Annotated in this window: 13 protein-coding genes and 1 pseudogene; 8 read left to right on the top strand and 6 right to left on the bottom strand. The window is 73.4% G+C overall.

Annotated features, from left to right (window positions below; all coding sequences use genetic code 11):
- Nucleotides 1–75 precede the first annotated feature (75 nt).
- Nucleotides 76–1242, bottom strand: a complete 1167-nt coding sequence (locus KHP12_RS43775; protein ID WP_244202540.1) for a PLP-dependent cysteine synthase family protein — start codon at nucleotides 1240–1242, stop codon at nucleotides 76–78.
- Between the two features lie 136 nt (nucleotides 1243–1378).
- Between KHP12_RS43775 and KHP12_RS43770 the strand changes: the two genes are divergently transcribed.
- Both KHP12_RS43770 and KHP12_RS51895 read left to right on the top strand, forming a co-directional pair.
- Nucleotides 1379–1714 (top strand): hypothetical protein, encoded by a 336-nt coding sequence (locus tag KHP12_RS43770; RefSeq protein ID WP_086879966.1) that lies wholly within the window; start codon nucleotides 1379–1381, stop codon nucleotides 1712–1714.
- A 184-nt stretch (nucleotides 1715–1898) separates the two neighbouring features.
- Nucleotides 1899–2354: pseudogene (locus tag KHP12_RS51895) on the top strand (ATP-binding protein); the annotation flags it as partial.
- A gap of 364 nt (nucleotides 2355–2718) precedes the next feature.
- Here KHP12_RS51895 and KHP12_RS43760 read toward each other — a convergent pair.
- Nucleotides 2719–3021 (bottom strand): SHOCT domain-containing protein, encoded by a 303-nt coding sequence (locus KHP12_RS43760; RefSeq protein ID WP_037962025.1) that lies wholly within the window; start codon nucleotides 3019–3021, stop codon nucleotides 2719–2721.
- A gap of 226 nt (nucleotides 3022–3247) precedes the next feature.
- Here KHP12_RS43760 and KHP12_RS43755 point away from each other — a divergent pair, with 226 nt between their 5' ends.
- Nucleotides 3248–3832, top strand: a complete 585-nt coding sequence (locus KHP12_RS43755) for a DUF4865 family protein (RefSeq protein WP_211834523.1) — start codon at nucleotides 3248–3250, stop codon at nucleotides 3830–3832.
- A 12-nt stretch (nucleotides 3833–3844) separates the two neighbouring features.
- Here KHP12_RS43755 and KHP12_RS43750 read toward each other — a convergent pair whose 3' ends face one another.
- The gene (locus KHP12_RS43750; RefSeq protein ID WP_211834522.1) at nucleotides 3845–5074 is read right to left on the bottom strand and encodes an ROK family protein; all 1230 of its coding nucleotides are present in this window, start codon (nucleotides 5072–5074) and stop codon (nucleotides 3845–3847) included.
- 17 nt (nucleotides 5075–5091) lie between these two features.
- Between KHP12_RS43750 and KHP12_RS43745 the strand changes: the two genes are divergently transcribed.
- The 5 genes from KHP12_RS43745 (at nucleotide 5092) to KHP12_RS43725 (ending at nucleotide 9011) form a co-directional block, all read left to right on the top strand.
- Nucleotides 5092–6348: an MFS transporter gene (locus KHP12_RS43745; RefSeq protein WP_211834521.1), complete on the top strand. Its 1257-nt coding sequence runs from the start codon at nucleotides 5092–5094 to the stop codon at nucleotides 6346–6348.
- 53 nt (nucleotides 6349–6401) lie between these two features.
- A complete protein-coding gene (locus KHP12_RS43740; RefSeq protein ID WP_086879747.1) occupies nucleotides 6402–7136 on the top strand; it encodes a maleylpyruvate isomerase family mycothiol-dependent enzyme in 735 nt (244 codons plus the stop codon).
- A 178-nt stretch (nucleotides 7137–7314) separates the two neighbouring features.
- On the top strand, nucleotides 7315–7845 hold the full coding sequence (locus KHP12_RS43735) for a DUF4442 domain-containing protein (RefSeq protein ID WP_244202516.1): 531 nt from the start codon (nucleotides 7315–7317) through the stop codon (nucleotides 7843–7845).
- 6 nt (nucleotides 7846–7851) lie between these two features.
- Nucleotides 7852–8094, top strand: a complete 243-nt coding sequence (locus KHP12_RS43730; protein ID WP_086879749.1) for a DUF6332 family protein — start codon at nucleotides 7852–7854, stop codon at nucleotides 8092–8094.
- Nucleotides 8094–9011, top strand: a complete 918-nt coding sequence (locus KHP12_RS43725; RefSeq protein WP_086879750.1) for a DUF2797 domain-containing protein — start codon at nucleotides 8094–8096, stop codon at nucleotides 9009–9011. The genes KHP12_RS43730 and KHP12_RS43725 overlap by 1 nt, the downstream gene beginning before the upstream one ends.
- 174 nt (nucleotides 9012–9185) lie before the next feature.
- Here the strand turns inward: KHP12_RS43725 and KHP12_RS43720 are convergent, their stop codons facing one another.
- From KHP12_RS43720 to KHP12_RS43710, 3 genes are all read right to left on the bottom strand, one after another.
- Nucleotides 9186–9851: a response regulator transcription factor gene (locus KHP12_RS43720; RefSeq protein WP_211834991.1), complete on the bottom strand. Its 666-nt coding sequence runs from the start codon at nucleotides 9849–9851 to the stop codon at nucleotides 9186–9188.
- A 23-nt stretch (nucleotides 9852–9874) separates the two neighbouring features.
- A complete protein-coding gene (locus KHP12_RS43715) occupies nucleotides 9875–11110 on the bottom strand; it encodes a sensor histidine kinase (protein WP_086879751.1) in 1236 nt (411 codons plus the stop codon).
- A gap of 528 nt (nucleotides 11111–11638) precedes the next feature.
- A complete protein-coding gene (locus KHP12_RS43710) occupies nucleotides 11639–12844 on the bottom strand; it encodes a geranylgeranyl reductase family protein (RefSeq protein ID WP_037962009.1) in 1206 nt (401 codons plus the stop codon).
- Nucleotides 12845–12925 lie beyond the last annotated feature (81 nt).

The raw sequence follows: 12925 nt of genomic DNA, 5'->3' as shown, positions 1-12925 counted from the left end.
CCGTAAGGGCATGACGGCGACCGTACGCGCGTGGCGGTGGACGTAAGGGCGTGGCGGTGGCCGTAAGGGCGGAGGTCAGTCCGTCCAGTTACCCGTGGTGAGGAAGATGTCGAGCGTCTTCACATACGGCTCGATGTCCAGCCCCTGCTCCTCGAGCCACGCGTCCGAGTAGTACTTGTCCAAATACCGCTCCCCCGGATCGCACAGCAGCGTCACCACGCTCCCGGTCCGCCCCGCGGCCACCATCTCCGCGACGATCCGCAGCGCGCTCCACAGCCCCGTCCCGGTGGAGCCGCCCGCCTTACGGCCGATGGCCCGCTCCAGGGCGCGCACGGCGGCGACGCTCGCCGCGTCCGGGACCTTCATCATCCGGTCGATCGCGCCCGGTACGAAGCTGGGCTCCATCCGGGGGCGGCCGATGCCCTCGATGCGTGAGCCGTGGTCGCTGGAGGCGTGGGCGTCATGGTGCACCCAGCCGTCGAAGAAGCAGGAGTTCTCCGGGTCGGCGACGCACACCCGGGTGTCGTACTGCATGTAGTGGACATAGCGGGCGAGGGTCGCCGACGTGCCACCGGTGCCCGCCGTGGCCACGACCCACGCCGGTTCGGGATAGCGCTCCAGACGCAGCTGCTGATAGATCGACTCGGCGATGTTGTTGTTGCCGCGCCAGTCCGTGGCCCGCTCGGCGTAGGTGAACTGGTCCATGTAGTGGCCCCCGGATTCCGCCGCGAGGGTTGCGGACTCCTCGTACATCGTCCGCGGGTCGTCCACGAAATGGCACTGGCCGCCATGGAATTCGATCAGGCGGCACTTCTCCCGGCTGGTCGTGCGGGGCATCACCGCGATGAAGGGCACCCCGATCAGCTTGGCGAAGTACGCCTCGGATACGGCGGTCGAGCCACTGGACGCCTCGATCACGGGTTTGCCCGGCCGGATCCAGCCGTTGCACAGCCCATAGAGGAACAGCGAGCGTGCCAGGCGGTGCTTGAGGCTTCCCGTGGGGTGGGTGGACTCGTCCTTGAGGTAGAGGTCGATCCCCCAGCGCTCGGGCAGCGGGAAGCTCAGCAGGTGGGTGTCCGCGGACCGCTGGGCGTCGGCCTGCACCTTACGGACGGCTTCCTTCAGCCACTCGCGGTAGCCGTGGTCGCTGCGATCCACGTCGATCGTCTCGGTACTCCCGTGCGCCGTGCCGTCCAACGCCCACTCCTCCTGCTTGTGCCCCACGCCCAGCCCAGGTGGCATACTCATGCCGTTTCGATCCTCATTGTCCCCCAGTGCGCCCTGGTGTCCGGGGCCGGTCACGGGCACACTGCGCAACAGGGAAAATGAGAGGCGGCGGCACAGTGCCAGTCGGAGCCATCGGGGAGGCGGTTGTGTGATGGCCGATACGGAGTTCAACGCCAGAGGAGTGCGGATCGAGCGATTCCTGCGCTCGGTCACCCGCGCCGGACAGGTCATGATCAAGGACGGCCGGCTCCAGTTGCTGACCAGCTACGGCAGCGAGATCGACAGCGCGCCCGTGCAGTCGGTGCGTGCGAGCAAGCCCTGGTTCGTGGACGGGGACCAGGCCATGGCCACCGTGAACGGCACCCGTTACCGCCTCACCCTCGGCTCGCAGGACGCCAAGTCGGCCTCGGCCAAGTCCGGCTCGGGCGCCGCCAGCCGCTTCCTCGACGCCGTCCGGTCCGCCCGGAGGCATGCCTCGAAGAGGTGAGGCGGCCGAGTTGCGCATGCGCGCGGTGGGACCGACCCTGGACGAGTATCAGTATCACTGAGGGTCAACAAGCGGTGACGCTGAGAACCGTCCCACCGGTCGCGCCCAGCAGCCACCACTGCTGAACGTGTTCGTCGCCCGCATCTGAATCAGGCTAGCCCCACGTCTTCAGGGAGTCGCAGCCGTGATCAGTCGTCCTAGCAGGCATTGCACGGTGGAGCTCCAGGCCCTGCCGTCGCGGATCGGACAGGTCCGCAGAATCGTGTCGGCGCAGTTGCGCTACTGGCATCTGGATCCGCTCATCGACCCGGCGGCGCTCGGCGTCACCGAACTGCTCACCAATGTCCATCGGCACGCCGAGCCGGACAAGCAGTGCACGGTGGAGATCGCTCTCATGCTGGACCGGCTGACCGTTTCGGTCCGCGACCAGGATCCGCGACTGCCTCGCGTTCAGGTGTGCGATCCCTTCGCCACCCATGGCAGGGGGCTCGCGTTGGTCGCGGCCGTCAGCCAGAGCTGGGGGATGCACGCGCGGGACGACGGCAGCGGGAAGGTCGTCTGGTTCACGCTGGCCGTGCCGCGGCCCACCGCCACCGCCAAGCCGCCCTTCGCCTCGCATGGAACGGGCCGCACCGCACCGCCCCTTCGCACGGACGCCTCCCGTCCGGCACCGGCGCCCCTCGCCGGCCCCGCGTCCGCACCCGCGCCCGCCACCACCCCGGCTCCGGCGCCTGTCGCCCCGGCGCCCGTTGCACCGGCACCGGCAACGCCCGCACCCGTCGCCCCCGAGCCCGTCGCCGCGGCATCGGCCCCCGTTGCCGCCGCCGCTCCGGCCCCGGCACCGGCCGTTGCCGCCGCTCCGGCGCCCGCGGTGCGCGAGCGGGCCCCCGCGGCCGCCCGGTCGGCAGCCGCCCGCTGAGCATGCGAGCGTCCCGCCTCCAGCGAGGCGGGACAGCCCGGATAACGCCCGGCGGCCCGTACCGCCCCGGCCTCCGCCGTCGCCGTCAGAGGGCCCCGCCCTTCGTCGCATGACGGCCGAACTGCTCGTCCAGGACGGACAGTCGGCGCCAGTACTCGTCCTCGTCGATCTCACCGGCCGCGAAGCGACGGCCCAGCACCGCGATCGGCGATCGCTCGCCGAAGTCCACGGGGCCGGGACCGTGCCGCCAGGGGGCGCGTCCGCGCCATCCGGCGCGCCGCAGCACGAAGACCGCGCCGCCGACGACCAGCGCCCACATCAGCGGGAAGAGCAGAATCCAGGGTCCGGGGCCATCGCCGTCGGCGAAGCCGTGCGCCAGGGTGTTCATGGTGATCGCGCTCCTCGGGAGTGGGGTTTCCATGGCCCTCATTCACGTGGCCACTCCCGAGGATCACTCCCTTACGGCGCCGTGGTCGTCGTACGGCCGACGACAGTTCCGTTACCTCCCGGGGAGTACGCGCACCGGCCCGGCCGCTCTGTACCTACTAGTGTGTACGATCAAGGGGCGAGAACGACCGCATGCGAACACACGCCCCACCGACAGGAGTTCACCGATGCTCGCCATGCAGTACCGGATCACCCTGCCCGCCGACTACGACATGAAGATCATCCGGCATCGGGTGGAGACGAAGGGACCGCTGCTCGACGACTTCTCGGGGCTGGGCCTCAAGGCCTACGGGATCCGGGAGCGCGGTGTGGACGGCTCGCCGGTCCATCAGTACGCCCCGTTCTATCTGTGGACCGCGCCCGAGGCCATGAACCGGTTTCTGTGGGGCCCCGGATTCCAGGGCATCGTCCGGGACTTCGGCAGACCCCCGGTCGAGCACTGGCAGGGGCTCGGCTTCGAGCGGGGCCCGGCCGCGGGCGCCATGCCACGCGCCGCCACCCGCCACGCCGAGCCGGTCCCGGCCACCGATCCCGCCTCCGCCGTCGAGGACGCGCTGGTACGGCTGGCCGAGCGCGCCCGTAAGGACGGCGTCCACACCACGGCCCTCGGCATCGACCCGCGCGGCTGGGAGCTGATCCACTTCACGCTCTGGGAGGAGTCGGCACCGCCCTCGGAGCCGGGTGACCGCTACCAGGTGCTCCATCTGTCGACCCCGGACGTGGACGCGCTTCCCCGGGGGCGGCACTGGTGACCGCCGGGCCGGTCAGCCCACGCCCAGGGCCGCCAGCGGGTCGTCCAGGACCGGCTGCCACGCCAGCTCCGCCGCTCCGACCAGGCTGTTGTGGTCCAGCGTGCACGGCAGGATCGGTACGCCCCCACTCCGGCCCCACAGGCTGCGCTCCGCCACCACGGCGCGCAGCCGCTCCGGGTCGGCCTCCAGGAGCTCGCGGTGCAGCCCGCCGAGGATGATCCGGTCCGGGTTGAGGATGTTGACCAGACCGGCGAGCCCCAGGCCGAGGCGGTCGATGAGCTGCTCGGTGGCCGCCCTTACGGACGGTGCCGTGGCGTACTCCTCGCGCAGCAGATCGCGGGCCTGCTGCAAGAGGGACACCTCCGGGCCCGGTTCGCGCCCGGCCGCCGTGAGGAAGGCGAGCGGATCGGCCTCGATGTCCAGACAGCCGCGGCTGCCGCAGTGGCAGGGCGGTCCCTCGGGGTTGACGGTCAGATGGCCCACCTCGAGGGCGAGCCCCGCACTGCCGGTGTGCAGCCGTCCGTCGAGCACCAGCGCGCCACCGACGCCCCGGTGCCCGGTGGCGACGCAGAGCAGATGCTGAGCGCCGCCGCCCGCGCCATGGCGATGTTCGGCGAGCGCTGCCAGGTTGACGTCATTGCCCGCGAAGCCGGTGACCGGCTCGCCGTCGTCGCCACGGATCCCGGCCGCCGCCAGGCTGCGGTTGAACAGCTCGCGGACCGGAGCGCCCGCCGGCCAGGCGACGTGCAGCGGGTTCAGGGCGGTGCCCTCCGGTTCGGCGACCGCGGACGGGACGGCGAGCCCCGCGCCCACACAGCGGCGGCCGGTCTCACTCAGCAGCCGGGCACCGGCCTCGACGACCGCGTCGATGACGTGCGCCGGGTCGGCGGGCACGGTCATGCAGCCGGGGGCGGTGGCCACGGTCTGCCCCCCGAGTCCGACCAGCGCCGCGCGGAAGCCGTCGGCGTGCACCTGGGCGGCGAGCGCGACCGGCCCGTGAGGCGCGATCGACAGCCGGTGGGAGGGACGGCCCTGTGCCCCGGCGGCCCCGAGCGGCCGCGAGTCGACCTGGATCAGGCCGAGCGCCTCCAACTCGGCGGCGACGGCGCCCGCGGTCGCTCGGGTCACCCCGAGCTCGGCGGTGAGCACGGCGCGGGTGGGCGCACGGCCGGTGTGGACGAGTGCCAGTGCCGGGCCAAGAGCGCTTCGGCCGCGCTCGAGCCTTGTCCGTGTCTGGGTCACGCCTCTATTCTCACTTTGTGCCGACTCCAAACAAAACACGGACGGCCACTCCGGGCGCGCGCCGCTCCGCCTCCACGGATCGCGCCCTCACCCGACTCCGCGCCGCCATCACCGCGTTCTTCTTTCTCGACGGATTCGTGTTCGCCGGGTGGGTCGCCCGGATCCCCGCGATCAAGGACCAGACGAGCGCCTCGGAGGGCGCGCTGGGGCTGGCGCTGCTCGGCGTGTCGGCGGGCGGTACGGCCACGATGATGGCCACCGGGCGCCTGTGCCGCCGCTTCGGCAACCATCCGACGACGGTGGCCGCCGGTGCGCTGCTCGCGGGCTCGGTCGCGCTGCCGCCGCTGACCCACTCCGCGCTCGCCCTCGGCCTGGTGCTGCTGGTCTTCGGCACCGGGTTCGGCGCCCTCAACGTGGCCATGAACAGCGCGGCCGTCGACCTCATCGCCGCCCTGTGCCGCCCGGTCATGCCCGGCTTCCACGCCGCGTTCAGCCTGGGCGGGATGGCCGGGGCCGGGCTGGGCGGGCTGATCGCCGACCATCTCTCCCCCACCCGCCATCTGTCGCTGCTCGCGGTCTTCGGGCTGCTGCTCACGGCCGTCGCGGGCCGGACGCTGATCTCGCTGCCGGTGCCCACGCCGCGGAGCGGCACGGGGCCCGCGGCCGAGTCCGGGCCTGCCGCCGGCCTCGCATCGCCCCCCGGCGCACCGCGGCCGGGGCGGGTCCGGTGGCTCGTCGCCGTGTTCGGCCTGATCGCGCTGTGCACGGCGTACGGCGAGGGCGCGATGGCCGACTGGGCCGCGCTCCATCTGCACCAGGACCTCGACGCGTCCGCCGGGCTCGCCGCCGCGGGCTACGCCGTCTTCGCCCTGATGATGGCCGTCGGGCGGCTGAGCGGCACCGCGCTGCTCGAACGGCTCGGCCAGACCAGGACGTTGATCGCGGGCGGCGCCACGGCCGCGGCCGGAATGCTGCTGGGCTCGCTCGCGCCCACGGTCTGGCTCACCCTCCTCGGCTTCGCGGTCACCGGGCTGGGGCTGGCCAACCTCTTCCCGGTCGCCATCGCGCGGGCGGGCGCGCTGACGGGGGCGGGCGGGGTCGCCGCGGCCTCCACGCTCGGCTACGGCGGCATGCTGCTGGGCCCGCCGACGATCGGCTTCCTCGCCGACTGGTACTCGCTGCCGGTCGCGCTCACCACGGTCGCGGCGCTGGCCGCCGTGGCGGCCGTCGTCGCGTACGGCACGCGGAACGCCGCGCGCACGGCCGGAAGCTGACGTTCCGTCCGCCCCGGCCCGTCGTTGTCAGAGGCGGCTGGCATGATTCCGACATGGAGACTGCCGAGTTGATCGAAATCGTCGACCGCGAGGGCCGGTTGCTGGCCGACGCCGCGGCCGAAGCCGGGGTGGACGCCCCCGTTCCCACCTGCCCGGACTGGCGCGTCCGGGACCTGCTGTCGCACATCGGCCAGGTGCACGGCTGGGCCGCCCGGTTCGTCGCCGAGGGCCTGACCGAGCCGGTCCGGCCGACGCTCGAGGCGGCACCGGCCGACCCCGAGCTGGTGTCGTGGTACCGCGAGGTCCATGCCCGCCTTGTCGACGCCCTCACCCATGCCGACCCCGAGGTGAAGTGCTTCACCTTCCTGCCCGCGGAGTCCCCGCTGGCGTTCTGGGTCCGGCGCCAGGCCCATGAGACGGCCATCCACCGGATCGACGCGGAGTCGGCGCGCGGCGGAGACTTCTCGCCGTTCACCCCGGAGTTCGCGGCCGACGGGGTCGATGAGCTGCTGGCCGGTTTCCACAGCCTGGACCGGTCCCGCGTGCGTACGGACACCCCGCGCACGCTCCGGGTGCGGACCACGGACCAGGGCGCGGTCTGGACGATGCGGCTGTCCCAGGACGCTCCGCGCACCGAGCGCCATGGTGAGGGGGCGGCCGACTGCGAGCTCAGCGGCCCGGCCCACGACGTCTATCTCGCGCTCTGGAACCGACTGCCGATCAGCGCGCTGACCACGGAGGGGGACGAGAAGCTGGCCGAGCTGTGGCGGGAGCACTCGGGGATCTGACCTCCCGGCCGCTCGGGGCGCGACCACACCGCTCGGGTCGCGCCCAGCGCCCGGGTCGCGCCCACCGATCGGATCGCGCCCATCGCCCGGGAACGCGCGCCACTTGGCCGCGCCCACCGCTCGGGCGGGCCAACCGCTTGGGTTACCGACGAGTAATAACCCGTGTTAGCTTCCTGTCATGTCACGTCGATCGATGTCGCCGCGCGGACTGCGCCGCGCGATGAACTGGTGGCCGCCCTATCTCTTCGCCGGAGTGCGGGTGGTCCACCTGGCGGAGGACTGGAGCAGCGCCCGCGTCAGGCTGCGGCTGCGCCGCTTCAACTCCAACTACGTGGGGACCCATTTCGGCGGTTCGCTGTTCTCGATGAGCGACCCGTTCTGGATGCTGCTGGTGATGCGACGGCTCGGCCGGGACTACATCGTCTGGGACAAGGCGGGCGAGATCGACTTCGTCTCGCCCGGCCGCGGCGATGTGTTCGCCGACTTCAAGCTCACCGAGGAGCGGCTCGAGGAGATCCGCGAGGCCACGGCGGACGGCGGCAAGGCGCTGCCGTGGTTCGAGAACGAGGTGGTCGCCGCGGACGGTACGGTCGTGGCACGCGTACGGAAGCAGCTGTACGTGCGCCGGAAGCACCATGACGGGCAGCGCGGGCCGGGGCCGGGGAGGACCGACCCGGCGACGGCCACCGGACACCAGGCGAAGGGCTGAGACGAGATGACCGGACCCCGTACCCAGGAAGAACGCGACGCGCTCACCATCGAGATAGTGTTCGCCCTGGTCACGGCCGGTCTGCTGGCGGCCGTGCTCTACGTCGCGGTCGCGAGCCCCGCCCTCTTCGGCGACCTGGACCGGGCCCATGAGCATGCCTGGCACGTCGCCGCCTTCGCGGTGGCCACCACCGGATTCACCGCCCGCCTGGTGCGGGCGCTGTGGCTCTTCTCCCGGCAGCGGCGCTGATGCCCCAGGGCCAGAGCCAGGACCCGCGGCCCGCACGGTGGCAGTGCGCCGGGGCGCGCTGGGCCCGCGGCGGGCCCGCGCTGGTCTGGCGCCATCCGGCCCAGGGGGAACGGCTCTCCCCGCTGACTCCGGACCGCCCGCTCTCGTTCACCACCGGCCCCAGGCGCGCCTGCGTCGGCGTCCGCAGGGGCGCCCGGCACACTCCGTGCCCGGCCGGGGCCGAGGTCCCGGCCTCCGCCGTATCGGCGCAGTGCCCGGACTGCGCCCGGCTGGACCGCTCGTACTCGGTGGCCGCCGACACCCGTACGGACGATCCGCGCCCTTACGACGTCTATCTCGCCTGGTTCGGTCCGGAGCTGGTCAAGGTCGGGATCACCGCGGCCGAGCGGGAGGGGGCACGGCTGCTGGAGCAGGCCGCCCTCTCGTACTGCCTGCTGGGCCGTGGTCCGCTGATGGCCGCGCGCCGCGCCGAGGCCGTGCTGGGCGCAGCGCTCGGCGTCCCGGACCGCTTTCCCTACGCCGCCAAGCGCACCGCCCGCGAGGCCCCGCCGCCGCCTGAGCGGCGGGCCGCCGACCTCGCCGCGCTCCACCAGCGGGCGCGCGGCCTGGGCGGTCTGCCGGAGTCGCTGGCCCTGGCCCCGTTCGAGCCGGTCCACCATGACGTGGCGTTCCATCTGGACCGGGTGCGGCCGGCGCCGGGGCTGGTCCAGCTCGTCCCCGAGGCCACCGTGGCCGGTCGTATCGACGCCGTGGCGGGCCCGGACATCCATCTGACCTCGACGGACGGCCGGGCCCTGCTGCTGGGCACCCGGCAGCTGGCGGGCTGGGCACTGTCGGCGGCCGCGGCGGACGCCCCGACGACGGCGCCGGTGGCACGGCGGGAGCGGGAAGCGGAGGCCCCGGAAGGGCTGTTCTGAGCCGAGAGGATTGTTCTGAGGGGAGGGGTGTGCCGGGCGGAGGGCCGTACCCGGCGAGGGACCCGCAGCACAAAACCCGCAGCACAAAACCCGGAGCACACCCGGAGCACACCCCGAGCACAAAACCCGGACCGCAGAGCCCGCAGCACAAAGCCCGGACCGCAAAGCCCTCGCTCAGCCGAGCCAGCCCGGCCGGACCAGACCCGACTCATAGGCGAGCACGACGAGTTGGGCGCGGTCCCGGGCGCCCAGTTTGACCATCGTCCGGCTCACATGGGTCTTGGCGGTGAGCGGGCTGACCACGAGCCGCCGGGCGATCTCCTGGTTCGACAGCCCCATCCCGACCAGGGCCATCACCTCCCGCTCCCGCTCGGTCAGCTCCGCCAGCGCCGCCGCGGGCGCGGGCTCCCTGGAGCGGGCCGCGAACTCGGCGATGAGACGGCGGGTCACCCCGGGCGACAGCAGCGCGTCGCCGCCGACGACCGCGCGCACCGCCCGCAGCAGCTCATCCGGCTCGGTGTCCTTGACCAGGAAGCCGGAGGCGCCGGAGCGGATCGCCTCGAAGACGTACTCATCGAGTTCGAAGGTGGTCAGCATGACCACCTTCACCTCGCCGAGGGCCGGGTCCGCGGTGATCCCACGGGTGGCGGCGAGGCCGTCGAGCACCGGCATCCGGATGTCCATGAGGACGACATCGGGGCGTCGCTCCCGTACGAGCGCCAGCGCCTGCCCCCCGTCGGCCGCCTCGCCGACCACCTCGATATCCGGCTGCGCGGCCAGCAGGGCGCGGAATCCGGCGCGGACGAGGAGCTGGTCGTCGGCGAGCGCCACACGGATCACGGTCTCGGGCCCGTCCTCATCCGTCATGGGGTCTCCCTCCCACCCTTGAACGGGATCCTGGCCCGGACGCGGAAGCCGCCGTCCGGGCGCGGGCCCGCCGCCACTGTGCCGCCGAGCGCGGCGGCCCGCTCGCGCATGCCGACCAGGCCGTTGCCGCCGCCCGTCGCCCCGTCCCCGGTCGCGGGGCCGTCGTCGTCCACTCGCAGCTCCAACTCACCGGGGGCATAGTGCAGCAGTACCTGGGCGTTCCGGGAGCCGGAGTGGCGGACGATGTTGGTCAGGGCCTCCTGCACGATACGGAACGCCGCGAGATCGGCGCCCGGCGGCAGGGCCGTCCGTACGCCCTCCACCTCCACCCGCACCGCGAGCCCCGCGTCCGCCGCCTGCCCGGTCAGCTCCGCCAACCGGTCCAGGCCGGGCGCGGGTGAGCGGGGCGCGGCGCCGGACGCGCCGGAGCCGGAGGTCCGCAGGGTGTCGAGGACCTGGCGGACCTCGCCCAGCGCCTCCTTGCTGGCCGCCTTGATGGTGGTCAGCGCGGTGCGGGCCTGCTCGGGGTCCTGGTCGAGGAGGGCGAGCCCGACGCCCGCCTGGACGTTGATGACCGAGATGCTGTGGGCGAGTACGTCATGCAGTTCGCGGGCGATCCGCAGCCGCTCCTCGTCCGCCCGGCGCCGCGCCGCCGCCTCCCGTTCGGCCCGTTGGCGGGCCCACTGCTCACGCCGTATGCGGACGTGTTCGGAAGCGGCCACGATCGCCGTCGCCCAGGCGGTGACCGCCAGCTCCTGTCCCCATCCGACGGGCCCGTCATCGCCCGGCGGCAGCCAGCGGTAGAGCCAGTGGCCGATGAGCAGATGGCTTCCCCACAGCAGTCCGAGCGCGCTCCACGCGGCGATCCGCCGCCCGGCCGCGATGGCCGCCACGCAGGCGACGACGAGGCTGAGGAAGACGGGCCCGTACGGATATCCGGCGGCGAGGTAGCCGGCGGTCACCGCCGCCGTGCCGACCACGACGGTCCCGGGGCGGCGATGGCGCATGAGCAGCAGCGCGGGCCCGGCGAGCAGCAGCACGGCGCTCCCGGGTCCGAGGTCCGCCCGTGCGGGCTGATCGTGAGCGGCGAACCCGGTGCCCACCATCTGGATGACGGCGATGGCGAGCGAGGAGCGCCAGGGCAGGGCCGAACGCGATGGGTCGAAGGGCGCCCGGCGCCGCCATCCGCCCGGCCACTGCCCCGGGCCGTGCTCCCCCGTGAATCCGTGCATACGGGCAACGCTAAACCGGCGGCGCGGCCCAGGCGTCCCCCCTGCGCGGTGCCCGCGCCTACTCCCGGCGGAGTAGGCGCCCATGCCCTGCCGGGCGGATCGCGGGACGGGGCCGAGCCAGCCCGGCTCCCGGCCGCGGCGCGGCGGACGTGGGGAGAGCTCAGACCGAGCACCTGCGGCGCCCAGCGACGAGCCGTGGAGCCGTGCGAGCGCGGGCACAGGCAGCGGCTCGCCCAGCATGCCCGCCAGGGACCTCGCACCGCCTGTCTCCGGCAGCGTCGCCTCTTCCCGTACCGGCGGGGCGCCCCCGGCATGGCCCGTCGCAGACCCCGCGAAGATCAGCCCGACGCGGCCGAAGCCAAGCCCTGTGCGGTGTCCGGCGGACTCCGCCGCGTGCGGAGCTCTGCCCCAGACCCCGGGGTCCAGGGGCAGAGCCCCTGCCACGCGGCGGAGCCGCATATCGATGCCGCGGGAAGGGGCGGGGAGGGGAGCAGCCCGCCGCAGGCGTCAAGATCCGTCGGATACCCCCTAGCCCCGGTCCATCGCCCCCAGGGCCCGGCGGGCGGCCGGGTGGGTGCGGACGAGGTCGCCCAGCGTGGTGGTGCCGCGGGTGATCTTCGTGAAGGCGCGCCACGCCGGGCGGAAGCCCGTGATCGCCGCGTGGAACATCCCGGGGCGGCGGGAGAAGACCGTGTGCAGTCGGCGGCCGACGCCCATCTCCACGCCGAGCCCCGCCTTGATCGCGAAGGCGTAGTTCAGGGCCTGGCGGCGGGCGTCCACCGCGTCGTGGGCCTCGGCGACGCGCACCGCCCACTCCCCCGCGAGCCGACCCGAGCGCAGCGCGTAGGAGATGCCCTCGCGGGTCCACGGCTCCAGCAGTCCGGCCGCGTCGCCGCACACCAGGACCCGGCCGCGGGACAGCGGCGAGTCGTCGGCGCGGCAGCGGGTCAGATGGCCGGAGGAGATGCTCGGCTCGAATCCGGCGAGGCCGAGCCGGGCGATGAAGTCCTCCAGGTAGCGCTTGGTACCGGCGCCCTCGCCGCGCGCCGAGATGACGCCGACGGTAAGGGTGTCGCCCTTGGGGAAGACCCAGCCGTAACTCCCCGGCATCGGGCCCCAGTCGATGAGCACCCGGCCCGCCCAGTCCTCCGCGACGGTCTCCGGAACGGGGATCTCCGCCTCGAGGCCGAGATCCACCTGGTCCAGCTTCACGCCGACATGCGCGCCTATGCGGCTCGCGCTGCCGTCGGCGCCGACGACGGCCCGCGCCAGCACGGTCTCACCGTCGGAGAGCACCACGGCGACCGTGCGCCGGTCGGGCACGGCCGGGCCGTGCTGCTCGACGCGGGTGACCGCGACGCCCGTACGGACCTCGGCGCCCGCGTCCCTGGCGGCGTCGACCAGGGCCGCGTCGAACTCCGGCCGGTTGATCAGCCCGAAGAGCGCGTGCTTGGAGCGGCGGGTGCGGGACAGCTTGCCGTTCAGCGAGAATGTGACCGCGTGCACCCGCTCCCGCAGCGGCAGTTCGAAACCCGGCGGAAGGGCGTCGCGCGAGGGGCCGATGATGCCACCGCCGCAGGTCTTGTAGCGCGGCAGCTCGGCCTTCTCCAACAACAGCACCCGGCGCCCGGCGCAGGCGGCGGCATGGGCCGCGGAGGCACCCGCGGGGCCCGCGCCCACCACGACGACGTCCCATACCGTCTCATTGTCCGGGGCTGCGTTGTCGCTGCTCACGTGTGGATCCGCTCCCAATCGACCGACCTGATGCGCCTAACCGGCATCCTACGGCTCCCCGGCGGATGACCCCGCTGTGGG

Origin of the sequence: Streptomyces asiaticus, from assembly GCF_018138715.1 — a bacterium.
GTDB classification, from domain to species: domain Bacteria; phylum Actinomycetota; class Actinomycetes; order Streptomycetales; family Streptomycetaceae; genus Streptomyces; species Streptomyces asiaticus.
The sequence above is the reverse complement of the archived record's forward strand: the minus strand, read 5'-3'. Positions and strand labels throughout refer to the sequence as shown.